Raw genomic sequence first — 25,081 nt, 5'->3', positions numbered from 1 at the left:
ACCAAAAGGGCTTGTCGCCTGTTTGTATTGAATATAGTATTCGATCCAAGCCGTATCGGCCCGAGCTTGCAGGTGTTCGGGCTTTCCTGTTGTTGCAGTCGATCCATTCCCTTGGCCGTGTGTTGCGCCGGGTAGCGGCGTGGCATTCAAGACGCAGGAGAAAGTCCCGTGAAATCCTTGCCATCGCCCCGACTGGCGGGCGCGGCGCTGCTCGCGCTGCTCGCCCCCCTGGCCGCCCAGGCCGAAGCCCTCAATCCCCCAGTGAAGGTGCGCTACGAAGAGGTGGTGCGCTCCATCCTCTACGTGCCCAAGTACGTGGCCCTGTCGCAGGGCTACTTCAAGGACGCCGGCCTGGAGGTCTCCATGAAGACCTCGCAGGGCACCGACAAGGGCATGACCGCCCTGCTCTCGGGCAGCGCCGACATCGTGCTGATCGGTCCGGAAGCCTCCATCTACGTGCAGAACAGCGAATCGCCGGTCAAGCCGCGGATCTTCGCCGGGCTGACCGCCACCGACGGCTTCTTCCTGCTGTCGCGCAAGCCGGTGGAGAAGTTCGACTGGTCCATGCTCAAGGGCAAGGAGATCATCGGTTTCCGGCCCGGCTCGAATCCGCTGGTGTTCCTGGAGACGGCGCTGCGCAAGCATGGCGTGGACCCGCAGAAGGACGTCAAGCTGCTGAACAACATCGGCATTCCGGCGCGCGCCGGGGCCTGGATGGCGGGCCAGGGCGAGTACGGCATTTTCCTGGAGCCGGAGGCCGGGGAACTGGTGCGCAATGGCAAGGGTTATATCGTGGCCTCGGTCGGCCATGAAGTGGGCCAGGTGGACTACACCGTGTTCACCGCCACCGACAAATACATCCGCGACAACCCCAAGGTGATACAGGCCTGGACCGACGTGGTGGCGCGCGCCGAGAAATACGTCCAGGACACGCCGGCCGCCGCCCTGACGCCGCAGATCATGAGCTTTTTCCCCGGCATGGACCAGGCCGCGGTGACCGAGGCGATCGAGCGCTACAAGAAGTACCAGATCTGGAAGCGCACGCCGCTGGTGACGGCCGAGGCCATGAACCAGCTTCAGGACATGCTGGTCGCCAGCGCGGTCATGAAGGACGGCGCGCGCGTCAAGTACGAGGACGTGGTGGTGACCGACTTTGCAAGGAAGGCGCAATGATGGGAGCCGTCGTCCACAACCTGAAACCCGGCGCGGCCACCGCGAAGATCGAGCTGCGCGATGTCTGTCTGTCGTACTTCACGCAGGAAGGCGAAACCGAGGCGCTGTCGAACGTGTCGTTCACGCTGGCCGCCGGCGAGTTCGTCAGCCTGATCGGGCAGAGCGGCTGCGGCAAGAGCACCCTGCTGTCGCTGATCGCCGGGCTGATCCCGCCCACCTCCGGCTCGGTGGCGATAGACGGCCAGGCCGTGACCAAGCCCAATCCGCGCATCGGCTACATGCTGCAGCAGGACTATCTGTTCGAGTGGCGCACCATCCTCGACAACGTCATGCTCGGCGCCGAGATCCAGGGCCGGCGCGACGCGCGCAGCGAAGCGCGCGCCGTGCACCTGCTGGAGAAATGCGGGCTGGGCGCGTTCCTGTCGCACACGCCGCGCCAGCTGTCGGGCGGCATGCGCCAGCGCGCCGCGCTGGCCCGCACGCTGGTCACCGAGCCCGACGTGATCCTGCTGGACGAGCCCTTCTCCGCGCTGGATTCGCAGACCCGGCTGGCGATCTCCGACGAAGTGGTGGACATCCTGCGCCGCGAAGGCAAGACGGTGGTGCTGGTCACCCACGACATCGGCGAGGCCATCGCGATGACCGACCGCGTCATCGTGCTGTCGCGCCGGCCCGGGCGGCTCAAGAGCCAGTACCGCATCCATTACGAAGGCCAGACGCGGCCGACACCGTTCCAGGCGCGCTCGCGTCCGGAATTCAACGCCTACTTCAAACAGCTCTGGGACGAGCTGGACGTCCACGTGGAGGGTTGACCCATGAACGCCCCCGTCGCCAATACCGTGCCGCTGCGCGCCGTGCGCGCGCCCAGCGAGAAATACCTGGACTACCTGCGGCGCGACCGCGCGCGCCGCCGCCACATCCGCGTGGCGCAGGTCCTGCTGCTGGCGCTGTTCCTGTGCGCCTGGGAGATCCTGCCGCGCATGCACGTGCTCAACCCCATGCTGACCAGCTATCCCAGCGCGCTGTGGCCCACCTTCATCGAACTGTGGAACAACGGCAACCTGGGCAAGCACATCCTGACCACGCTGTCGGCCACGCTGGTGGGCTTCGGCCTGAGCATGCTGATCGGCATCGCGGTGGCGGCGGCGCTGTGGTGGTCGGACTTCCTGTACAAGGTGCTCGACCCGTTCCTGGTGGTGGCCAACGCCATGCCCAAGATCGCGTTCGTGCCGATCTTCTACCTGTGGCTGGGCTCGGACTACGCGGTGTACGGCATGGCCGTGGCGATCGCGGTGTTCGTGACCATCATGGTGGTCTACGCGGGCTTTCGCGGCATCGACCTGAACAAGGTCAAGCTCGCCCACACCTTCGGCGCCAGCCGCTGGCAGGTGCTGACCAAGGTGGTGCTGCCCGGCAGCGTGCCCACGCTGATCGCGGCCGTGAAGATGAACATCGGCCTGGCGCTGGTGGGCGTGATCGTGGGCGAATTCCAGTCGGCCGATTCGGGGCTGGGCTTTCTCATCATGAACGGCAGCCAGATCTTCAAGCTGAATATCGTCATGACCGCGATCGCCGTGCTGGCCGTGATCTCCAGCCTGATGTACCTGGCCGTCTACCGCATTGAAGCCGCCATCGCGCGGCGCTACGGATAAGGAGCCGACATGGAATTCCCGCAGTGGGTGCGCGACCGCGTGGTGGCCCGCCAGGGCTGCCTGCATCCCTACGACGAGCTGCCGGCCTCGCGCCTGGCCGTGGTGGTGATCGACATGCAGCAGTACTTCACGCTGCCCGGCTACCAGGGCGAATGCGCGCCCGCGCGCGAAATCATCGGCCCCATCAACCGCCTGTGCGAAGCGGTCCGCGCCGCCGGCGGCACCATCGTCTGGGTGCAGACCGCGTCCGACAACGCCGATTCGTTCTGGTCGCACCACCACGGCGTGATGCTGACGCCCGAACGCAGCGCCAGGCGCCTGCAGACGCTGCGCCGCGACTCGCCCGGCTTCGCGCTGCACCCGGACCTGCGCGCCCACGACTCGGACCTGCGGGTGGTCAAGCGCTTCTACAGCGCCATGGCGCCGGGATCTTCCGAGCTGGAACCGCTGCTGCGCGGGCGCGGCGTGGACACCCTGCTGATCGCCGGCACCGTCACCAACGTATGCTGCGAATCCACCGGGCGCGACGCGATGATGCGCGACTTCCGCAGCATCATGATCGACGACGCGCTGGCGGCGGTGACGCCGGCCGAGCACGAGCACGCGCTACACGGCTGGATCATGTTCTTCGGCGACGTGCTGTCGGTGGACGAGGCCACCGACAGGCTCAGGCCAGGTTGAGCCAGACCCGGCGCATGGTCGGGTCCTCGGGGTCCGCGTCGTTGGTGAAGCCCAGGCTGGTCATCAGCGCCAGCATGGGCCGGTTGCTGGAAAGCACCAGGCCGTCGATGTATTCCAGGCCCTGTTCGCGGGCGGCGTCGATCAGGGCCGTCATGAGCTGACGACCCAGGCCGCGGCGCTGCCAGTCGTCGCCGATCACCAGCGCGTACTCGGCGCCGCGCCCGTCGGGGTTGCGCAGGTAGTGCGCAAAGCCCACCAGCACCTCCCGCGGATGGCCGCGGTTGGCCGGGTTGGGCACTTGCGTGGCGGCCACCAGCGCCAGTTCGCGGTGGTAATCGACCTGGGTATAGCGCGACAGCATGCGCGGGGTCAGCTCGCGCATCATGGACACGAAACGCATGTATCGCGAACGCTCGGACAGGCCGCGGATGAACTCCTGCAGCGGCTCGGCGTCCTCGGGCCGGATCGGCCGCAGCACCCAGGGGATGCCGTCGTCGAAGCGGCGCACCTGCACCAGCCGCGCCGGATACGGGTGGATCGCCATATGCGGATAGCCCTCGGCCTGGGGCGAACCGCAGCCGGGCTTGTCGGTCAGCGTCATGCGCAGGCCGCCGGCGCGCAGATGGGTTTCGCCGGCGTACAGCGGATCGATGTCCAGGGTTTCGATGTCGGGCAGTTCCGAGACCATTTCGGATACCAGCACCAGCGCCTGCTGCAGCGCCTCGGCCGCCATATGGCCGATGCGCGGCGCCAGCACCCGGCGCCAGAGCCGGCTGCGCTCGATCAGCTGGCGCGCCAGGAAGCCGTTGAGCGGCGGCAGGTCCACGCCGCGGTCCGACTGCGACAGCGCCGCGTCCGGCCCGCCCGCGCCGAAACGGATGACCGGGCCGAACTGCGGATCGCGCCGCACGCGGATCGCCATCGGACGCGATTCGGGCTCGGCCGCCATGATGTCCATGGGCATGTCGCGCAGCGGCACGTAGAACAGCGCCAGCAGCGTGCGGATCTCGGAGCTGGTGAGTTCGCGCCGGCCGTCGGCGCGCACCCGCGCCAGCACCTCGCGCGCGGTGATCAGGTCGGGCACGTGGCTGGCCGGTTCCGGCGGCTGCGTCTGCAGAAGCAGCTGCTGGTTGTAGTGGTGGGTCGCCAGCACGCCGAAGGCGTCCGCGGCCGACTCCGGCGTGCGGAACGCCGGGGTGCCGGCGTCGTCCAGCATGCGCCGCAGCGGCCGCATGCCGGCGTCGCCCATGAAGCACGTCACCACCGGTTTCTTGGCCTTGGGCGCGATCTGCGCCAGTTCGCGCGCCACCGCCTGCATGTCGGCCAGCGCGTCGGGCGCCAGCAGCACCAGCACGCCGTCCACGCCGCTGTCGTCCAGCACCGCGTCCAGCATGGCGCGGATGCGCTCCGGCGTCAGCGGGGTGAAGGTGATGACGGGGTTTCTGGTGGCCGCGTCCGGCTCCAGCATGGCGGCCAGCGCGCGCTGGGTCGCGGGCGCGAACTCGGCGCGCAGCACCGCGGCCTCGGGGCCGATCAGGTCCATGGCCAGCTGGGGCGGGCCGCTGCCGTTGGAGATCAGCGCCACGCGCCGGCCCTTGGGACGGCGCGTGTAGCCCAGCACCTTGACCGCCGAGAACAGCTGCACGAAGTAGCGCACCCGCACCGCGCCCGCGCGGCGCAGGGCGGCGTCGAAAATGGCGTCGCCGCCGTCGGCGTCGGAACGGCCCGCCTTGAGCACGATCACCGGCTTGATCGAGGCGGCCGCGCGCAGCGTGCTCATGAATTCGCGGGCCGGGCCCACGTCTTCCAGATAGAGCACGATGCTGTCGGTGCGCGGGTCGCTGGCCAGATAGNGAGGCGGCCGCGCGCAGCGTGCTCATGAATTCGCGGGCCGGGCCCACGTCTTCCAGATAGAGCACGATGCTGTCGGTGCGCGGGTCGCTGGCCAGATAGTCCAGCACCTTGGGCAGGCCGACCACGGCCTCGTCGCCCAGCGACACGACGGTGGAAAAGCCGATGTGCACGTCCTCGGCCCAGTCCATGACCGCGGCCATGATGGAGCGCGACTGCGCCGCGAGCGCCACGCGGCCGGCGCGCGCCAGCACCGGATGCTGGCTGAGGTTGAAGCCGGCGTGGGGACGCTGCGCGCCGAAGGAGCGCGGGCCCAGCAGCTCGCAGCGGTTTTCCTCGGCCCAGGCGCGGCACAGCGCCAGCGTGCCGCGCGGATACGGATCGGGCAGCTCGTGCGGCAGCAGGATCACCGAGCGCGGCGCCAGCGGCGACAGGCGCCGCAGCGTCTCCGGCAGCACGGCCGGCGATACGCAAACCAGGGCCAGATCGGGCCGCTCGCCCGCCGCCAGGCCCTGCAGGGCCGCCGGCAGCTCGGGCGCGGCGCCCGGTTCGCACGCCACCACCGTGGTCCTGGCCTTGAGCGCGGCCGACAGCGAAGCGGCCGCCGGCAGGGGCCGGTCGGCAACGATCACCAGCGAACTGGGCTCGAACATCGGGGCGAGAGCGTGTCGCAGCATAGGGGTCGCGGGCCGGGGCCCAGGGCCTAATCTAAAATACCGTTCATCGTAACAAGACCAGCCCGCCTTGCGCTTGACCCGGGCCAAGCCTGACGCCGTATTGTGGCGCCGCAGCCGCTATCATTGCCATCTATGACTTCCAACGCCTCTTCCCCCATTCGCACCCGTTTCGCGCCCTCGCCCACGGGTTTCCTGCACCTGGGCGGCGCCCGCACGGCGCTGTTCTCCTGGGCCTTCGCGCGCCACTACAAGGGCACCTTCGTGCTGCGCATCGAAGACACGGACGTCGAGCGCTCCACGCCGGAGGCGGTGCAGGCCATCCTGGACAGCATGGAGTGGCTGGGCATGCAGCCCGACGAAGGCCCGTTCTACCAGATGCAGCGCATGGACCGCTACCGCGAAGTGGTCGCGCAGATGCTGGCCGCCGGCACCGCCTACCACTGCTACAGCACGCCCGAGGAAGTGGAAGCCATGCGCGAGGCCGCCCGCGCGCGCGGCGACAAGCCGCGCTACGACGGCACCTGGCGTCCGGAACCCGGCAAGACGCTGCCCGCCATCCCCGAAGGCCGCAAGCCGGTCGTGCGCTTCAAGAACCCGCAGCAAGGCGCCACCTCCTGGAACGACATGGTCAAGGGCACCATCAGCTTCGACAATGCCGAGCTGGACGACCTGATCATCGCGCGCCCGGACGGCACGCCCACCTATAACTTCTGCGTGGTGGTCGACGACTGGGACATGGGCATCACCCACGTGCTGCGCGGCGACGACCACGTCAACAACACCCCGCGCCAGATCAACATCCTGCGCGCGCTGGGCGCCACGCTGCCCGAATACGGCCACGTGCCCATGATCCTGGGCCCGGACGGCGAAAAGCTGTCCAAGCGCCACGGCGCGGTCAACGTGATGGAGTACGACAACGAGGGTTACCTGCCCGAGGCGATGGTCAACTACCTGGCGCGCCTGGGCTGGAGCCACGGCGACGACGAACTGTTCAGCCGCGAGCAGCTGGTGTCGTGGTTCGACGCCAAACACCTGTCCAAGTCGGCCTCGCAGTGGGACCCGAAGAAGCTGAACTGGGTCAACGCCCACTACATCAAGCAGATGGACAACGCCGAACTGGCCGAGCGCGTCGCCCCGCGCGTGGCGAACCGCGGCGGCCATCCGGAGAAGATCGACCTGCCGGGCGTCATGGGCCTGCTCAAGGACCGCGCCGAAACCCTGGAACAGCTGGCCGACGGCGCGATGCTGTTCTGCGCCGAATTCAAGGGCGCGCCGGCCGAACTCGCCGAACAGCACCTGACCGCCGCCGCGCGCGAAGCGCTGGCCGACTTCGCCGCCCGCGCCCAGGACATCGACTGGACCCGCGAGGCCCTGTCGGCGCTGATCAAGGCCGTGCTGGCCGACCGCGGCATGAAGATGCCGCAACTCGCCATCCCGCTGCGCGTGGCCGTCACCGGCCAGACGCAGACGCCGGCCGTGGACGCCGTGCTTGCGCTGCTGGGCAAGCAGGCGGTGTTGAAGCGGCTGGCGGGGATCTGATCGGTTTTTGATTTCGCCGCCTGATGGGTTTCGCGCGGTCGGCGTTGGATTATTTGCGCTGATGGTGCCGCGCTGCACCCATCCTACGATGGCAAGACCGTAGGATGGGTGCAGCGCGAGCGCCTCAACGCAAGAACTCCAATATCGAACGCGCGAAACCCATCAGGCCGCCACGGCCGTCCGCCCCCGCAGCGCCCGCGCGAACCCCATCCCCAGAATCGGCAGCAACAGCGCCGAACCGCCGAACAGGGCGGCCGCGCCCACGCGGTCGAGCAAGGCGCCGGCCAGCGCCACGCCGGCCGCCTGCCCCATGAACAGGCAGGACGCGAACCAGGCCACCGCCGTGCCGCGGGCCGACGGCACCATCTGGGTGGCGTTGGTCTGCAAGGTGGCGTGCAGCAGGTAATAGCCGAAGCCGGCCAGCGCGCTGGCCAGCAGGCTCCAGGCCCAGACCGGACCCAGCAGATAGGACAGGAACGCCACGCCCAGGACCAGGCCGCCGGCGATGGCCAGGCCGCGTTCGCCCAGGCGCTTGAGCAGCGGTCCGGCCACCACCGTGTAGGCCAGGCCGCCCACGGCGTAGACCGCCACCAGCGCGCCGGCGGCGGTCAGCGAAATGCCGAAACGTTCATGCAGATAGGCCGGCGCGAAGGCCAGCACGCCGAAGACCAGCAGGCCTTCGATGAAGACGGTGGCCAGCACCACGCGCGCCCACGGCGTGCCCAGCACCAGCCGCGCCTGCGCCACGAAGCTCAGCCGCGCCGCGCCCGGATCGACGCGGCCCAGGCCAGCGGCGCGCTGGCGGCGCACTTCCGCCAGCAGCAGCAGGCCCACTATCAGATAGCCGCAGACCAGCGCCGCGAAGGCCCAGCGCCAGCCCACCGTATCGGCGAAGAGCCCGCTGACCAGCTGGCCGGCCGACATGCCCAGGATGGTGCCGGTCAGAAAGCGCGCCAGGGTCGCCTGGCGGCGCTCGTAAGGCACGTTGTCGCCGATCCAGGCCATGGACAGCGGCACGATGCCGGCCCCGGCCGCGCCGGACAGCACGCGGAAGAACACCAGCACGTCCAGCGAGCGCGCCATCACGGCGCCTGCGCTGCCCAGCGCGCAGGCCAGGGTCGCCACGCTGACGACCCGGTACTTGCCGTAGCGGTCGCCCAGCGGGCCGAAGAACATCTGCAGCACGCCGTAGGCCACCGCGAACGCGGTCACGGCGCGCGCGGCCTGGCCGGTGGTGGTGTCGAACTCCGCCGCCAGCTGCGGCAGCATGGGATCGCAGATACGGAACGCGCTGGCGCTGACGAAGGCGGCCAGCGCAAGCAGCGCGATGGCGCGTGTTTCGGAAGATGGGGCGGACATGGATCGGCGGCGCTGCTGCAAAAGGCGAAGATCGCACCTTACCGCAGCCGGGCCGGCTTGGCGAAGACGCCGGGCGCCGTGTCCGCCTGGCGTGCCTTGCGATGCCTCAGTACGGCAGGCGGTAGCCCGCCGGCATGCGGCGCGCGGTCACGACCTGGCCGCCGGCCTTGATTTCGCGCAGCGTCAGCTTCGCTTGCTCGACGCGCTCGATGCGATAGCGGTTCAGGTAGATCGGGTCCTTGGTGTCCACGTCCTCGCCGTTGGACCGCGTGGTCTGCATGGTGTAGACGCCGTCGGCCACGCTCCAGCAGCCCGTCTCGCGCAGGGCCGGACGCGTCTTGCGGCCGATCTTCAACTGGGTTTCGTACGACATGGTGCCGTCGGCCGACAGCACCGTCAGCGCCCGGAATTCGCCGCTGACGTCGCGCGGGCGCGAATTCGACAGCCAGGTTCCGATCATGGGATCGCCGCTTTTTGCGGGGGTGCAAACCACCGGTTTCGAGGCCTGCGCCGGCTGGGCCTCGGCGATGGCGGCGGGCTTCCTGGCGGCGCAGCCCGCCAGGATCAGGACGGCGCAAGCGACGCCGGCCGAACGCAAATACACACTGCTCATGACTTCCTCAACACGTCTGTCGACGCGCCGCGCCGATCACACCGGCACCACCCTCGCGCAGCAAACACTCCGCACTCTAAAGAGCCGTCAGGCAAGAATCAACGCCGATCCGCGCCTAGTGCAATTGCGCAACAGTGCGGCCGGCGGCAAGCCGGTTTTAGCGCCGGAATCCGCAAAAATGCGTTGGTTTCAAACGACACCGCGGCCGCTGCGGCGCGCTTTCGCGCGCAGCATTTCCTCCATGCGCGCGGCCGCCGGAGACAGGCTGCGCCCGGCCAGCCGGGTAATGCCCAATTCGCGTTCGATGCGCGGACGCGCCAGCGGCACGAACGCCAGTTCGGGCGAATCCGGCGGCACGCCCAGCCGGGCCAGCACCGTCACGCCCACGCCGCGCTCCAGCATGGCCAGCAGCGACATCATGTTGGACACGAACACCTGCCGGTCCAGCATGAAGGCCGCCTGCGGATAGCCGGCAAGCTGGCGATGCGCGATGGTGCCCACCAGCGGCAGGTCGGCGATCTCGCGCCAGGTCACCGACTTGCGCCCGGCCAGCGGATGGCCGCGGTGGCACACCAGCCCGAAGGCGTCGCGCAGCAAGGGTTCGAACGCCAGCCGGCGGTCGCGCGACACCGGGCTGCACACGCCCAGTTCGGCCTCGCCGGCCAGCACCATGCGCTCGACCCCTTCGGAGTTGTCATCGAACAGGCGCAGCGCCACCGCCGGATAGCGCTCGCGGTAGGCGGCCACCAGCTCGGGCAGCCAGTGCGTGGCCACGGTGGCGACCGAGGCCATGGCCAGCGTGCCCGCGCCGCTGGTGGCCAGCCCGGCGAGCGCGCCAGCCACGCGGTCGTGGTGTTCCACCAGTTCGCGCGCCAGCGGCAGGCAGTCCTGGCCGAAGCGCGTCAGCGTGCCGCGGTTGCCGTGCTCGAACAGCGGCTGGCCCAGGCGCTGCTCCATTTCGCGGATGGACAGCGACAGCGCCGGTTGCGAGCGGAACGCGCGGGCGGCCGCGGCGCGGAAGCTGCCCAGTTCGGCCACCAGCAGGAAATGCCGGTAATGCGTGATCGACAGGTCGGGCAGCGAGGGCATGGTTCAGCGGCGGGGATGTAATTTGAAAATCTTATCAAAGCATAGGAAAAATAAAGTTTTCTCATCACCAGCCGGCACTTAACATGGCCGCAAGATGAATATCGCAGCCCTCTCCCCCTTACTCTCGGACACCGGCGCAGACCCGCTGGACTTCAGCCTCATCGACCGGCTGCCGGCGCACGAGGCCGGCCGCGGCCGGCTGGTGATCGGCGCCCGGCCCGGCGACGCCCGGCCCGGCCTGCTGTTCGTGCCGGGCGCCTATCACGGCGCCTGGTGCTACGCGCACTACCTGGCCTATTTCGCCGCCGCCGGCCTGGGCTGCGCCGCGCTGGACCTGCGCGGCCACGGCGCGCTGGCGCAGGACGCGGCGTTCGCGTCCGCCACCATCGCCGACCTGGGCCAGGACGTGGCCGACGCGCTCGATGCGCTGGCCGGGTCCTGGGTGGTGGTGGGCCACAGCATGGGCGCGCTGCCGGCGCTGCTGGCCGCGCGCCGGCGCGCGGTGGCCGGCGTGGTGCTGCTGGCGCCCTCGCCGCCCGGCGACCTGCCCGGCGCGCTGGCCCTGCCGCCGGTGCCGCCGGCCGCGCCGCGCCCGGCGCCGCAGGCCGCCGAGATCCGCGCCCGCTTCCTGGCGACGGCGCCGGACCGCGACGTCGACGCCGTGATCCGGCGCCTGTGCGCCGAAAGCCCCGAAGTGCTCAATGACCGCTATCTGCTGCGCGTGGCGATCGGCGACGCTCCCTTCGGCGCGCCCGGCCTGTGCCTGGAAGCCGGGCTGGACACCCACGACCGGCATCCGCCCGGCCAGGACCTCGCCATCGCGCGGCGCTATGGCTTTTCGCACGCGGTGCTTGCCGGCCAGCCGCACTGCATGATGTACGCGGACGACTGGCAGACCAGCGCCCGCGCCATCCTGCAATGGCACCGCGCGCAATTCGGCTGATTCCTTCGGCCCATGACGACAACGGCAGCGCCCACACGCGCAAGCTCATAAACAGGAGACCCCCATGCCCATTTCCCGACTCCTACGCCCGGCGCTGNGCGCAAGCGACGCCGGCCGAACGCAAATACACACTGCTCATGACTTCCTCAACACGTCTGTCGACGCGCCGCGCCGATCACACCGGCACCACCCTCGCGCAGCAAACACTCCGCACTCTAAAGAGCCGTCAGGCAAGAATCAACGCCGATCCGCGCCTAGTGCAATTGCGCAACAGTGCGGCCGGCGGCAAGCCGGTTTTAGCGCCGGAATCCGCAAAAATGCGTTGGTTTCAAACGACACCGCGGCCGCTGCGGCGCGCTTTCGCGCGCAGCATTTCCTCCATGCGCGCGGCCGCCGGAGACAGGCTGCGCCCGGCCAGCCGGGTAATGCCCAATTCGCGTTCGATGCGCGGACGCGCCAGCGGCACGAACGCCAGTTCGGGCGAATCCGGCGGCACGCCCAGCCGGGCCAGCACCGTCACGCCCACGCCGCGCTCCAGCATGGCCAGCAGCGACATCATGTTGGACACGAACACCTGCCGGTCCAGCATGAAGGCCGCCTGCGGATAGCCGGCAAGCTGGCGATGCGCGATGGTGCCCACCAGCGGCAGGTCGGCGATCTCGCGCCAGGTCACCGACTTGCGCCCGGCCAGCGGATGGCCGCGGTGGCACACCAGCCCGAAGGCGTCGCGCAGCAAGGGTTCGAACGCCAGCCGGCGGTCGCGCGACACCGGGCTGCACACGCCCAGTTCGGCCTCGCCGGCCAGCACCATGCGCTCGACCCCTTCGGAGTTGTCATCGAACAGGCGCAGCGCCACCGCCGGATAGCGCTCGCGGTAGGCGGCCACCAGCTCGGGCAGCCAGTGCGTGGCCACGGTGGCGACCGAGGCCATGGCCAGCGTGCCCGCGCCGCTGGTGGCCAGCCCGGCGAGCGCGCCAGCCACGCGGTCGTGGTGTTCCACCAGTTCGCGCGCCAGCGGCAGGCAGTCCTGGCCGAAGCGCGTCAGCGTGCCGCGGTTGCCGTGCTCGAACAGCGGCTGGCCCAGGCGCTGCTCCATTTCGCGGATGGACAGCGACAGCGCCGGTTGCGAGCGGAACGCGCGGGCGGCCGCGGCGCGGAAGCTGCCCAGTTCGGCCACCAGCAGGAAATGCCGGTAATGCGTGATCGACAGGTCGGGCAGCGAGGGCATGGTTCAGCGGCGGGGATGTAATTTGAAAATCTTATCAAAGCATAGGAAAAATAAAGTTTTCTCATCACCAGCCGGCACTTAACATGGCCGCAAGATGAATATCGCAGCCCTCTCCCCCTTACTCTCGGACACCGGCGCAGACCCGCTGGACTTCAGCCTCATCGACCGGCTGCCGGCGCACGAGGCCGGCCGCGGCCGGCTGGTGATCGGCGCCCGGCCCGGCGACGCCCGGCCCGGCCTGCTGTTCGTGCCGGGCGCCTATCACGGCGCCTGGTGCTACGCGCACTACCTGGCCTATTTCGCCGCCGCCGGCCTGGGCTGCGCCGCGCTGGACCTGCGCGGCCACGGCGCGCTGGCGCAGGACGCGGCGTTCGCGTCCGCCACCATCGCCGACCTGGGCCAGGACGTGGCCGACGCGCTCGATGCGCTGGCCGGGTCCTGGGTGGTGGTGGGCCACAGCATGGGCGCGCTGCCGGCGCTGCTGGCCGCGCGCCGGCGCGCGGTGGCCGGCGTGGTGCTGCTGGCGCCCTCGCCGCCCGGCGACCTGCCCGGCGCGCTGGCCCTGCCGCCGGTGCCGCCGGCCGCGCCGCGCCCGGCGCCGCAGGCCGCCGAGATCCGCGCCCGCTTCCTGGCGACGGCGCCGGACCGCGACGTCGACGCCGTGATCCGGCGCCTGTGCGCCGAAAGCCCCGAAGTGCTCAATGACCGCTATCTGCTGCGCGTGGCGATCGGCGACGCTCCCTTCGGCGCGCCCGGCCTGTGCCTGGAAGCCGGGCTGGACACCCACGACCGGCATCCGCCCGGCCAGGACCTCGCCATCGCGCGGCGCTATGGCTTTTCGCACGCGGTGCTTGCCGGCCAGCCGCACTGCATGATGTACGCGGACGACTGGCAGACCAGCGCCCGCGCCATCCTGCAATGGCACCGCGCGCAATTCGGCTGATTCCTTCGGCCCATGACGACAACGGCAGCGCCCACACGCGCAAGCTCATAAACAGGAGACCCCCATGCCCATTTCCCGACTCCTACGCCCGGCGCTGATCGGCGCCGGCCTGCTGCTGGCCTCGGCGGCGCAGGCCGCCGGCTGGCCCGAGAAGACCGTCACCCTCATCGTGCCGTCGGCCGCCGGCGGCGCGGCCGACCTCACCGCGCGCACCTTCGCCCAGTTCCTGGGCGAGCGCACCGGCCAGACCGTGGTCGTCGAGGATCGTCCCGGCGCCGGCGGCATCGTCGGCACCAATGCCGCACGCAACGCCGCGCCCGACGGCTACACCTTCCTGCTGTCGACCAATTCCACCCACGCCGCCAACCAGTACCTGTACAAGAACCTGCCCTACGACGCGCAAAAGGATTTCAGCCAGGTCGGCCTGCTGGGGACTTTCGGCACCGTGGGCGTGGTGGCGCCGGGCGCGCCGTACCGCAGCGTGCCCGAGCTGGTGGACTACGCCAGGAAGCATCCGGGCGAAGTGTTCTTCGGTTACTACAGCTCGTCGTCGCAGGTGCCGTCCGAACTGTTCAAGCAGCGCGCCGGCATCGAGATCACCGGCGCGGCCTACAAGAACATCACGCAGATCATCACCGACCTGCGCGGCAAGCAGATCGGCTTCGCCTTCGTCGACTACCTGACCGCGATGGGCCAGATCGACGGCAAGGGCCTGATCCCCATCGCCGTCACCGGCGCGCAGGCGCAGCCGGCCTGGCCCGAGGTGCCGACCATGGCTTCCTACTATCCGGATTTCGTGGTGGCCGGCTGGCTCGGCCTGTCCGCCCCCAAGGGCACGCCGCCGGACATCGTGGAACGGATGAACGCCCACCTGCAGGCCGCCGTGCGGGACCCGGCCACTTCGGACAAGCTGCGCGCGCTCGGCCTGACGCCGGAATCGATGGACGTGGCGCGCTTCGACGCCTTCGTGAAGGAAGACGCCCAGCGCTGGAAGGAATGGATCCGCATCTCCGGCATCCAGCCGCAATAAAGCCGCCGCCCTCTATATCTATCTATATAGAGTAGAGGGCGGCGCCGCTACAGCGGCAGGCGCTGCTCGTGCTTGATCTCGCGCAGCGCCACGATGGTGCGCGTCTGGCGGATGCCGGGCATGTTGAACAGGAAGCGGTGCAGGAAGCGGTCGTAGGCCTCGGGGCTTTCCACCAGGATCTTCAGCAGGAAATCCGAATCCCCCGTGACCGCATAGCATTCCAGGATCTCGGGCGCGTCGCGCACCGAGCGCTCGAAGTTCTCGACCGTATTGGCGGAATGCCGCTCCAGGCTGATCTGCGCGAACATGCAGCCCAGCCCGACCTTGCTGCGGTCCACCTGGGCGCTGTAGCCCTGGATCACCCCGCTGGCCTCCATCGCCTTGACCCGCCGCCACACCGGCGCGGCCGACAGGCCGACCTTTTCCGACAGTTGCTGCGCCGAGGCCCGGCCATCCTCCTGCAAGGCCTTGAGTATGCCGATATCGGTCTTGTCCATGCGTTGTCTCCTGGTTTTATACAAACGAAATGTTTATTTCGAATTATAGGGATAGCACGATCCGATAACGCAATGAATCGGCTTCCGGGCGAACCTATCATAGTGCCGAAAACCAGGAGTATTCACTATGGACGGTACCCCCGCCGCCGAACCCGAGCTGGACCTCGACTACCAGCTGGCCGACAACCTCACCCGCAGCTCCGGCCGCATCTTCCTGACCGGCACGCAGGCGCTGGTGCGCATCATGCTCACCCAGCGCCGGCTCGACCGCGAGCGCGGCCTGAACACGGCCGGTTTCGTCTCGGGCTACCGCGGCTCGCCGCTGGGCGGCGTGGACATGGCGATGTGGAAAGCCAAGAAAGCGCTGGACGACAACCAGATCAGCTTCCTGCCCGGCATCAACGAAGACATGGCGGCCACCGCCGTCATGGGCACGCAGCAGGCCGGGATGCGCGCCGACCGCAAGGTCGATGGCGTGTTCGCGATGTGGTACGGCAAGGGCCCGGGGGTGGACCGCGCCGGCGACGCGCTGCACCACGGCAACGCCGCGGGCGCCTCGCGCAACGGCGGCGTGCTGGTGGTGGTGGGCGACGACCACACCGCCGTCTCGTCCTCGATCCCGCACGCCAGCGAGGCCTCGCTGATCGGCTGGCAGATGCCCATCGTGCATCCCGCCTCGATCGACGAATACGAAACCTTCGCGCTGTGGGGCTGGGCCCTGTCGCGCCATTCGGGGACCTGGGTCGCGTTCAAGGCGGTGTCCGAGACCATCGAGAGCGGCCACTCCTTCACGCCGGCGCAGCCGGTCTCGTACGACATGCCGGCCGACCCGGACCTGCCGCCCGAATCGCTGGAATATTCGGCGCGCGATTTCCTGTCGCTGGCCGTCGAGACGCGCATGAACCTGCGCATGCGGGCGGTGGCCGCGTTCGCGCGCCGCCACAGCATCGACCGCCTGGTCTGCGCGGCGCCCAAGGCCGCCGTCGGCATCGTCACGGTGGGCAAGGCGCACCTGGACACCATGGAGGCGCTGTCGCGCCTGGGCGTGGACACCGTCACCGCCAACGCGCCGGTGCGCATCTACAAGCCCGGCCTGACCTGGCCGCTGGACGCGGAGCGCCTGCTGGCGTTCGCGCGCGGCCTCTCGCACATCCTGGTGGTCGAGGAAAAAGGCGCGGTGGTCGAAAGCCAGATCAAGGACCTGCTGTTCAATCTGCCGGACCGCCCCACGGTCATCGGCAAAAAGGGCTTCGACGGCGAACCCATGGTGCCCTCGGCTGGCCAGCTGCGCCCCTCGCTGCTGGCGCGCCCGCTGGCCGGCTGGCTCAGCCGCGCGGCCGGCCTGCCGCTGGCCGCGGACCTGGCCGCCTTCGAATGCCAGGCGCCGCTGTCCAACGACGCCGACGGCATGCGCCGCCGCCCCTATTTCTGTTCGGGCTGTCCGCACAGCACCTCGACCAAGGTGCCCGAAGGCAGCCAGGCGCTGTCCGGCGTGNTTCAAGGCGGTGTCCGAGACCATCGAGAGCGGCCACTCCTTCACGCCGGCGCAGCCGGTCTCGTACGACATGCCGGCCGACCCGGACCTGCCGCCCGAATCGCTGGAATATTCGGCGCGCGATTTCCTGTCGCTGGCCGTCGAGACGCGCATGAACCTGCGCATGCGGGCGGTGGCCGCGTTCGCGCGCCGCCACAGCATCGACCGCCTGGTCTGCGCGGCGCCCAAGGCCGCCGTCGGCATCGTCACGGTGGGCAAGGCGCACCTGGACACCATGGAGGCGCTGTCGCGCCTGGGCGTGGACACCGTCACCGCCAACGCGCCGGTGCGCATCTACAAGCCCGGCCTGACCTGGCCGCTGGACGCGGAGCGCCTGCTGGCGTTCGCGCGCGGCCTCTCGCACATCCTGGTGGTCGAGGAAAAAGGCGCGGTGGTCGAAAGCCAGATCAAGGACCTGCTGTTCAATCTGCCGGACCGCCCCACGGTCATCGGCAAAAAGGGCTTCGACGGCGAACCCATGGTGCCCTCGGCTGGCCAGCTGCGCCCCTCGCTGCTGGCGCGCCCGCTGGCCGGCTGGCTCAGCCGCGCGGCCGGCCTGCCGCTGGCCGCGGACCTGGCCGCCTTCGAATGCCAGGCGCCGCTGTCCAACGACGCCGACGGCATGCGCCGCCGCCCCTATTTCTGTTCGGGCTGTCCGCACAGCACCTCGACCAAGGTGCCCGAAGGCAGCCAGGCGCTGTCCGGCGTGGGCTGCCACTACATGGCCGCCTGGATGGACCGCGACACCGGCGGCCTGACCCAGATGGGCGGCGAAGGCGTGGACTGGATCGGCCTGTCGCGCTACACCGAGATGCCGCACATCTTCCAGAACATGGGAGAAGGCACCTATTACCACTCGGGCTACCTGGCGATCCGCCAGGCCGTGGCCGCGCGCGCCAACATCACCTACAAGATCCTCTTCAACGACGCGGTGGCGATGACCGGCGGCCAGCCCGTCGACGGCCCGATCTCGGTGCCGCAGATCTGCCAGCAGCTGCGCGGCGAGAACGTGGCCCGCATCGTCGTCACCAGCGACGAGCCGGAAAAGTACCAGGGCGTGGACCTGGGGCCCGGCATCAAGGTGCACCACCGCCGCGAACTCGACGCGCTGCAGCGCGAACTGCGCGAGATCCCCGGCGTGACCGTGCTGATCCACGACCAGACCTGCGCCGCCGAAAAGCGCCGCCGCCGCAAGAAGAACCAGTTCCCCGATCCGGCGCGCCGCCTGCTGATCAACAGCGCGGTCTGCGAAGGCTGCGGCGACTGCGGCGTGCAGTCGAACTGCCTGTCGGTGGTGCCGCTGGAGACGCCCTACGGCCGCAAGCGCGCCATCGACCAGTCCAGCTGCAACAAGGATTACTCGTGCGTGGAGGGCTTCTGCCCCAGCTTCGTCTCGGTCATGGGCGGCAAGCCCAGAAAGAGCGCCGCGCCCAAGGCCGACCAGGACCGCCTGCAACAGCTGATCGCGCAACTGCCGCTGCCGGCCGTGCCGGCGCTGGAGCAGCCCTACCGCCTGCTGGTGGCCGGCATGGGCGGCACCGGCGTCATCACCATCGGCGCCATCGTGTCGATGGCGGCGCACCTGGAAGGCCTGTCGGCCGCCGTGCTGGACCTGACCGGGCTGGCGCAGAAAGGCGGCACGGTGGTCAGCCATATCCGGCTGGCCCCGGCGGGCGCGCCCGCCGGCCCGGTGCGCCTGGACTGGCAGCAGGCCGATGCCGCGATCCTGTGCGACCCGGTGGCCTCGGTGGCGCCGGATTCGCTGGGCGCGCTGCGCCGCGGCCACACCAAGGTCACCGTCAACACCTATGTGGCGCCGGTGTCCGAGTTCACGCGCAATCCGGACGTCGCCATGCGGCCCGAGGCGCTGCTGGCCAAGATCCGCCACGCGGCCGGCGAGGCCTGCACCGCCGAGATCGACGCGCACGCCGCCGCGCTGGCGCTGTTCGGCGACAGCATCCTGTCCAATATGTTCATGCTGGGCTATGCCTGGCAGCGCGGCGGCGTGCCGCTGTCGCAGGCCGCCATCTACCGCGCCATCGAACTGAACGGCGTGGCCGTGGCCGCCAACCGCGCCGCGTTCGACAACGGCCGCCTGGCCGCGCACCAGCCCGACGCGCTGGAAGGCGCGCTGCGCCCGCGCGCCCAGGTGGTGCAGCTGCACATGCCCGAGACCTTCGAGCGCGCCGTGGCGCGGCGCATCGAGGACCTGACCGCCTACCAGAACGCCGCCTACGCGCGCGAGTTCCAGGCGACGGTGGAGGCGGTGGCCGCGCGCGAGCGCGAACTGGCGCCCGACGCCCGCAGCCCGCGCCTGGCGCTGGCGGTGGCGCGCGGCCTGTTCAAGCTCATGGCCTACAAGGACGAGTACGAAGTCGCGCGGCTCTACACCGCCCCGGCCTTCCAGGCGCAGCTCGACAGCCAGTTCGAGGGCGACTACAGCCTGCGCTTTCACATGGCGCCGCCGATCTTCGCCCGCAAGGACCCGCGCACCGGCGTGCCGCGCAAGGTCACGCTGGGCCCGCGCACCATGACCGCGCTCAAGGCGCTGGCGCGCCTGAAGAGCTTGCGCGGCACCTGGTTCGATCCGTTCGGCCGCACCGCCGAACGCAGGATGGAACGGGCGCTGATCGGCGAGTACCGCCAGACCGTGCAGCAGCTGCTTGCGGGCCTGAACCGGGACAATATCGGCCAAGCGGCTACAATCGCCGCCCTTGCGGAAACCATACGCGGGTACGGCCACGTGAAGGCGGCAAGCGTCGAAAAGTATCGGACCGAGTTAAGCCGGTTGATGCAAAGCTATACGGCGCCTGCCCCGCACGACATGCCCCTGCGCAAGACCGCATAAACGCTTGCTTTCAGCCGCAGCTTCCTGGGCGCGCCTTGCTGGGCGCGCCCAGTGCATTTGGTAACACCTTTTGTGAATCCCGTCTTATCTTCTTCTTGTCGCTGTCGCACTCGATCACTAGAATTAGTGTCCATCGAGGGATGCTACACTACATATTGTGGTCGCTTATGCGCTGATTCCCTTCAGCCACGCCATTTGGACTAGGCGTCCAAGCGTCGCGATTCCCCTCAAAAAGACCCGATTTCGTACCGGACATGACCCCGTCATGTCGTCATCTACGCGCTTTTCGCACAGGAGCTTCCATGCAGACTACGATCGCCTCTGTGACCCGGCCCACGGCCGTGCCGCCCTCGCAAACCGACTCCCCCGCCGCCGACAACGGGCAATGGGCCAGCTACAACCTGATCCGCCGCAATGGCTCGGTGGTCGGGTTCGAACCCAACAAGATCGCCATCGCCATGACCAAGGCCTTCCTGGCGGTCAACGGCGGCCAGGGAGCCGCGTCCGCGCGCGTGCGCGAACTGGTGGAATCGCTGACCTCGCAGGTCGTCAACGCGCTGGTGCGCAACCGCCCCGGCGGCGGCACCTTCCACATCGAAGACGTGCAGGACCAGGTCGAACTGGCGCTGATGCGCTCGGGCCAGCATGACGTCGCCCGCTCCTACGTGCTGTACCGCGAAAAGCGCACCCAGGAACGCGCCGCTGCCGCTGCCGCCGAAGGCCAGGAAAAGGCCGCCGCCGCGCCGCAGGAACACGCGCTGAACGTGACCGACGCCGGCGTGCGCCGTCCGCTGAACCTGGCCGAACTGCGCGCCACCATCGTCGCCGCTGGCGAAGGCCTGGCCGAATTCATCGACACCGAAGCGATCCTGAAGGAAACGGTCAAGAACCTGTATGACGGCATCCCCGTCGACGAAGTGTTCAAGTCCGCCATCCTGTCGGCGCGCGCGCTGGTCGAAAAAGACCCGGCCTACAGCCAGGTCACCGCGCGCCTGCTGCTGCACACGATCCGCAAGGAAGTGCTGGGCGAAGAAGTCTCGCAGGACGGCATGAGCACCCGCTACGCCGAATACTTCCCCACCTTCATCGCCCGCGGCATCGAAGGCGGCCTGCTGTCGCCCGAACTGGCCAGCTTCGACCTGGCCAAGCTGGGCCAGGCCCTGAACGCCAAGCGCGACCTGCAGTTCAGCTACCTGGGCCTGCAGACGCTGTACGACCGCTACTTCCTGCACATCCGCGGCACCCGCATCGAACTGCCGCAGGTGTTCTTCATGCGCGTGGCCATGGGCCTGGCGCTGCGCGAGACCGACCGCGAAGCGCGCGCCATCGAGTTCTACGAGATCCTGTCCTCGTTCGACTTCATGAGCTCGACGCCGACGCTGTTCAACTCGGGCACCCTGCACTCGCAGCTGTCGTCGTGCTACCTGACCACCGTCTCCGACGACCTGGAAGGCATCTACGACGCCATCAAGGAAAACGCGCTGCTGGCCAAGTACGCCGGCGGCCTGGGCAACGACTGGACCCCGGTGCGCGCGCTGCGCAGCCACATCAAGGGCACCAACGGCGAAAGCCAGGGCGTGGTGCCGTTCCTGAAGGTCGTCAACGACACCGCGGTCGCGGTGAACCAGGGCGGCAAGCGCAAGGGCGCCGTCTGCACCTACCTGGAAACGTGGCACCTGGACATCGAGGAATTCCTCGAACTGCGCAAGAACACCGGCGACGAACGCCGCCGCACCCACGACATGAACACGGCGAACTGGATTCCCGACCTGTTCATGAAGCGCGTCATGGAAAACGGCGAATGGACCCTGTTCTCGCCGTCGGACTGCCCTGACCTGCACGACAAGGTCGGCCAGGAATTCGAGCGCGCCTACCTGGGCTACGAAGCCCGCGTCGCCAGCGGCGAACTGAAGCTCTTCAAGAAGATGCCGGCCGTCTCGCTGTGGCGCAAGATGCTGTCGATGCTGTTCGAAACCGGCCACCCGTGGATCACCTTCAAGGATCCGTGCAACATCCGTTCGCCGCAGCAGCACGTGGGCGTGGTCCACAGCTCGAACCTGTGCACCGAGATCACGCTGAACACCAACGAATCCGAAATCGCGGTGTGCAACCTGGGTTCGGTGAACCTGGTCGCGCACATGAAGCCGGCCGCCGGCGGCGGTTTCGAACTCGACCACGAGAAGATCAAGCGCACGGTGCGCATCGCTATGCGCATGCTCGACAACGTGATCGACATCAACTATTACGCCGTCGACAAGGCCCGCAACTCGAACGCGCGCCATCGTCCGGTGGGCATGGGCATCATGGGCTTCCAGGACTGCCTGCAGATGATGCGCGTGCCTTACGCTTCGCAGGCCGCTGTCGAATTCGCCGACACCTCGATGGAAGCCGTGTGCTATCACGCGTACTGGGCTTCGAGCCTGCTGGCCGAAGAACGCGGCCGCTATCAATCGTATGAAGGCTCGCTGTGGTCGCGCGGCATCCTGCCGCAAGACACGTTGAAGATGCTGCGCGATGAGCGCGGCGGTCACGTCGACGTCGATGAGTCGAGCACGCTCGATTGGGATGCGTTGCGCGCGCGCATCAAAGAACACGGCATGCGCAACTCCAATTGCATCGCAATCGCCCCAACCGCGACTATTTCCAATATCATTGGTGTATCTGCGTGCATCGAACCCACTTTCCAGAACTTGTACGTCAAATCGAATCTCTCCGGCGAGTTCACGGTCGTTAACGATTACCTCGTGCGTGACCTGAAGAAACTCGGTCTCTGGGACGAAGTCATGGTCGCCGACCTCAAGTACTTCGACGGCAGCCTGTCCCGCATCGATCGCGTACCTTCCGAACTCCGCGAACTCTACGCCACCGCGTTCGAAGTCGAACCGAGCTGGCTGGTGGAATGCGCTTCGCGTCGCCAGAAGTGGATCGATCAGGCCCAGTCGCTGAACATCTACATGGCCGGCGCTTCGGGCAAGAAGCTGGACGACACCTACAAGCTGGCCTGGAAGCGTGGCCTGAAGACGACCTACTACCTGCGCACCCTGGGCGCCACCAGCGCCGAGAAGTCCACGGGTCGCGGCGGCGAACTGAACGCCGTCAGCGCGGGAGTCCAATCCACGGCGCCTGCCGTGGCTGCCGCAACTGTTTTGCCGGAACCCGAAGTTCTCGGGGCGGTTTGCACCATGCGGCCGGGCGACCCCGGCTTCGAAGAGTGCGAAGCCTGCCAATAACCGCCTCCGGAGAATGAATCATGATTAATTGGGAAGACGACAACATCGCCACGCAACCTGCGCAATCGCCCGCTCCCGCGGCGGGCGGCCAGGCCGAGCCCGCCGTGCGGGCCGCGACCGGCGTGTTCGGCGACGCCGCCCTGCCCACGCCTGCCGCGCCTGAACACGCGGCCGGCCTGGCGGTCAGCGGCTCCGCCACCTCGCAACGCGTGAAGGTTGCCGACAAGCGCGTCATCAACGGCCAGACGGACGTCAACCAGCTCGTGCCCTTCAAGTACAAGTGGGCATGGGAGAAGTACCTGGCCACTTGCGCCAACCACTGGATGCCGCAAGAGATCAACATGTCGCGCGACATCGCCCTCTGGAAGAACCCGAACGGGCTCACCGAGGACGAGCGCCGCATCGTCAAGCGCAACCTGGGCTTTTTCGTCACGGCCGACTCGCTGGCCGCGAACAACATCGTGCTGGGCACCTACCGCCACATCACGGCGCCCGAGTGCCGCCAGTTCCTGCTGCGCCAGGCGTTCGAGGAAGCGATCCACACGCACGCCTATCAATACATCGTCGAAAGCCTGGACCTGGACGAGGCGGAGATCTTCAACGCCTACAACGAAGTCCCGTCCATCCGCGCCAAGGACGAATTCCTGATCCCGTTCATCGACGCGATCGCGGACCCCAACTTCAAGACGGGCACTCCCGAAGCCGACCAGACGCTGCTGAAGTCGCTGATCGTCTTCGCCTGCCTGATGGAAGGCCTGTTCTTCTACGTTGGCTTCACGCAGATCCTGGCGCTGGGCCGCCAGAACAAGATGACCGGCGCGGCCGAGCAGTACATGTACATCCTTCGCGATGAATCCATGCACTGCAACTTCGGCATCGACCTCATCAACACCATCAAGCTGGAAAATCCGCATCTGTGGACGCCGGAATTCCGCGAAGAAATCCGAGAACTCTTCCGCAAAGCGGTCGAACTCGAATACGCTTACGCCGAAGACACGATGCCGCGCGGCGTGCTGGGCCTGAACGCACCCATGTTCAAGTCCTACCTGCGCTTCATCGCCAACCGCCGTTGCCAGCAAATCGGTATCGAGCCGCTGTTCCCGCAGGAAGAGAATCCCTTCCCGTGGATGGCGGAAATGATCGACCTTAAAAAGGAACGCAACTTTTTTGAAACTCGCGTGATCGAATACCAAACCGGTGGCACGCTGAGCTGGGAGTAAGGCAGTACGCCATCGGGCCCGGCGCGGGCACGCCCCTGAACCAGGGGCGTCGCGTTCGCGACAGGCTCGATGATGCGCTCTCTGGTCAGGGTGTTCCGGAATCGTTTTCGAACACGTAGAACAAGCGGTCGGGGCCCGTGATCGGGCTGCCGGCCGGCGCCATTTGAAATGGCTCGCGCCAAAGGAGCGGGGGCCATATCAAATGGCTGTGCCGAATTCATTAGCGCAAACCGTAGTAGCTGTTGCTCGCACAGGACAGCGGCATGCGCCGATGAATAGCCCGGGCACGGTCCGCCGAAGGGTGGGTCGGGGCACGGGTTTAAGTTCTGGGACCCCTGAACCTAAGGAGCATGACCATGGCAACAGCCAAGAAAGCCGTAAAGAAAGCGGTGAAAAAGCCCGCCGCCAAGAAGGCAGTAGCTAAGAAGGCCGCCCCGGCCAAGAAAGCTGCCGTCAAGAAGGTAGCCGTCAAGAAAGTCGCCGCCAAGAAACCGGCAGTGAAGAAGGTTGCCGCCAAGAAGCCGGCAGTCAAGAAGGTTGCCGCCAAGAAGGCCGTCGCCAAGAAAGCGGTAGCCAAGAAGGCCGTCGCCAAGAAGGCGGTTGCCAAGAAAGCCGTCGCCAAGAAGGCAGTAGCCAAGAAGGTCGTCGCCAAGAAAGCGGTAGCCAAGAAGGCCGTCGCCAAGAAGGCGCCTGCCAAGAAGGCCGTCGCCAAGAAAGCGGTAGCCAAGAAGGCCGTCGCCAAGAAGGCGGTTGCCAAGAAGGCCCCCGCCGCCAAGAAGGCTCCCGCTGCCGCCAAGCCTGCTGCTGCCAAGAAGCCGGCCGCTGCCAAGAAGCCTGCCGCGAAGAAAGCCGCTCCGAAGAAGCCCGTAACGCCGCCGTCCACGGCTGCCGCCCCGGGCGCGAAGACCGCGCTGAACCCCGCCGCGTCGTGGCCGTTCCCGACCGGTGGCCGTCCCTAATCAGGACGGTTCGAA

At 68.1% G+C, this 25,081-nt stretch carries 16 protein-coding genes and 3 pseudogenes; 13 read left to right on the top strand and 6 right to left on the bottom strand.

Annotated elements, in window-relative coordinates:
• The first annotated feature begins 168 nt into the window (after positions 1–168).
• The 4 genes from C1I89_RS29285 to C1I89_RS29270 are packed head-to-tail and all read left to right on the top strand — an operon-like array spanning position 169 to position 3,506.
• Positions 169–1,173 (top strand): ABC transporter substrate-binding protein, encoded by a 1,005-nt coding sequence (locus tag C1I89_RS29285; RefSeq protein WP_181391081.1) that lies wholly within the window; start codon positions 169–171, stop codon positions 1,171–1,173.
• A complete protein-coding gene (locus C1I89_RS29280) occupies positions 1,173–1,985 on the top strand; it encodes an ABC transporter ATP-binding protein (RefSeq protein WP_102775882.1) in 813 nt (270 codons plus the stop codon). The genes C1I89_RS29285 and C1I89_RS29280 overlap by 1 nt, the downstream gene beginning before the upstream one ends.
• Positions 1,986–1,988: 3 nt before the next feature.
• Positions 1,989–2,825: an ABC transporter permease gene (locus C1I89_RS29275; protein ID WP_102775787.1), complete on the top strand. Its 837-nt coding sequence runs from the start codon at positions 1,989–1,991 to the stop codon at positions 2,823–2,825.
• Positions 2,826–2,834: 9 nt separating this feature from the next.
• On the top strand, positions 2,835–3,506 hold the full coding sequence (locus C1I89_RS29270) for a cysteine hydrolase family protein (RefSeq protein WP_102775786.1): 672 nt from the start codon (positions 2,835–2,837) through the stop codon (positions 3,504–3,506).
• Here C1I89_RS29270 and C1I89_RS29265 read toward each other — a convergent pair.
• Positions 3,493–6,034: pseudogene (locus C1I89_RS29265) on the bottom strand (GNAT family N-acetyltransferase). The gene C1I89_RS29270 and the pseudogene C1I89_RS29265 overlap by 14 nt on opposite strands.
• Before the next feature lie 132 nt (positions 6,035–6,166).
• Here C1I89_RS29265 and gltX point away from each other — a divergent pair.
• Positions 6,167–7,573, top strand: coding sequence for a glutamate--tRNA ligase (gene gltX, locus C1I89_RS29260; RefSeq protein WP_102775785.1), 1,407 nt, complete (start codon positions 6,167–6,169; stop codon positions 7,571–7,573).
• Between the two features lie 162 nt (positions 7,574–7,735).
• Here the strand turns inward: gltX and C1I89_RS29255 are convergent, their stop codons facing one another.
• The 3 genes from C1I89_RS29255 to C1I89_RS29245 all read right to left on the bottom strand — a co-directional run bounded on the left by C1I89_RS29255 (position 7,736) and on the right by C1I89_RS29245 (position 10,634).
• Positions 7,736–8,932, bottom strand: a complete 1,197-nt coding sequence (locus C1I89_RS29255; RefSeq protein ID WP_102775784.1) for an MFS transporter — start codon at positions 8,930–8,932, stop codon at positions 7,736–7,738.
• Between the two features lie 106 nt (positions 8,933–9,038).
• On the bottom strand, positions 9,039–9,545 hold the full coding sequence (locus C1I89_RS29250) for a hypothetical protein (protein ID WP_102775783.1): 507 nt from the start codon (positions 9,543–9,545) through the stop codon (positions 9,039–9,041).
• Positions 9,546–9,734: 189 nt separating this feature from the next.
• Positions 9,735–10,634, bottom strand: a complete 900-nt coding sequence (locus tag C1I89_RS29245; RefSeq protein ID WP_102775782.1) for a LysR family transcriptional regulator — start codon at positions 10,632–10,634, stop codon at positions 9,735–9,737.
• A gap of 94 nt (positions 10,635–10,728) precedes the next feature.
• On the opposite strand from C1I89_RS29245, the gene C1I89_RS29240 reads away from it, so the two are divergent.
• Entirely contained in the window at positions 10,729–11,577 is an 849-nt protein-coding gene (locus tag C1I89_RS29240; protein WP_102775781.1) for an alpha/beta hydrolase, read from the top strand.
• Positions 11,578–11,905: 328 nt separating this feature from the next.
• Here the strand turns inward: C1I89_RS29240 and C1I89_RS29235 are convergent, their stop codons facing one another.
• Positions 11,906–12,805, bottom strand: a complete 900-nt coding sequence (locus C1I89_RS29235; RefSeq protein WP_102775782.1) for a LysR family transcriptional regulator — start codon at positions 12,803–12,805, stop codon at positions 11,906–11,908.
• 94 nt (positions 12,806–12,899) lie between these two features.
• Between C1I89_RS29235 and C1I89_RS29230 the strand changes: the two genes are divergently transcribed.
• Together C1I89_RS29230 and C1I89_RS29225 are read left to right on the top strand one after the other, a co-directional pair.
• Positions 12,900–13,748, top strand: coding sequence for an alpha/beta hydrolase (locus C1I89_RS29230; protein WP_102775781.1), 849 nt, complete (start codon positions 12,900–12,902; stop codon positions 13,746–13,748).
• A 64-nt stretch (positions 13,749–13,812) separates the two neighbouring features.
• Positions 13,813–14,778 carry a Bug family tripartite tricarboxylate transporter substrate binding protein gene (locus C1I89_RS29225; RefSeq protein ID WP_102775780.1) on the top strand — a complete coding sequence of 322 codons (966 nt, stop codon included), beginning with the start codon at positions 13,813–13,815 and terminating at the stop codon, positions 14,776–14,778.
• A 47-nt stretch (positions 14,779–14,825) separates the two neighbouring features.
• Here the strand turns inward: C1I89_RS29225 and C1I89_RS29220 are convergent, their stop codons facing one another.
• The gene (locus C1I89_RS29220) at positions 14,826–15,275 is read right to left on the bottom strand and encodes an Lrp/AsnC family transcriptional regulator (RefSeq protein WP_008159001.1); all 450 of its coding nucleotides are present in this window, start codon (positions 15,273–15,275) and stop codon (positions 14,826–14,828) included.
• 127 nt (positions 15,276–15,402) lie between these two features.
• Between C1I89_RS29220 and C1I89_RS35475 the strand changes: the two are divergent.
• The 5 genes and pseudogenes from C1I89_RS35475 to C1I89_RS29195 form a co-directional block, all read left to right on the top strand.
• Positions 15,403–16,770 (top strand): annotated as a pseudogene (locus C1I89_RS35475) (indolepyruvate ferredoxin oxidoreductase family protein); the annotation flags it as partial.
• A 1-nt stretch (position 16,771) separates the two neighbouring features.
• A pseudogene (locus tag C1I89_RS29210) lies at positions 16,772–19,657 on the top strand (indolepyruvate ferredoxin oxidoreductase family protein); the annotation flags it as partial.
• Positions 19,658–19,959: 302 nt separating this feature from the next.
• Positions 19,960–22,887, top strand: coding sequence for a ribonucleoside-diphosphate reductase subunit alpha (locus C1I89_RS29205; RefSeq protein WP_102775779.1), 2,928 nt, complete (start codon positions 19,960–19,962; stop codon positions 22,885–22,887).
• A gap of 20 nt (positions 22,888–22,907) precedes the next feature.
• Entirely contained in the window at positions 22,908–24,107 is a 1,200-nt protein-coding gene (locus tag C1I89_RS29200) for a ribonucleotide-diphosphate reductase subunit beta (RefSeq protein WP_102775778.1), read from the top strand.
• A gap of 356 nt (positions 24,108–24,463) precedes the next feature.
• Complete coding sequence (locus C1I89_RS29195; protein WP_102775777.1) at positions 24,464–25,066, top strand: histone H1-like DNA-binding protein; 603 nt, start codon at positions 24,464–24,466, stop codon at positions 25,064–25,066.
• Positions 25,067–25,081: the final 15 nt, after the last annotated feature.

Origin of the sequence: Achromobacter pulmonis, from assembly GCF_002885955.2 — a bacterium.
Lineage (GTDB): Bacteria > Pseudomonadota > Gammaproteobacteria > Burkholderiales > Burkholderiaceae_B > Achromobacter > Achromobacter pulmonis_A.
Note: the sequence above shows the minus strand (reverse complement) of the source record. Positions and strands in the feature narration are given on the sequence as shown.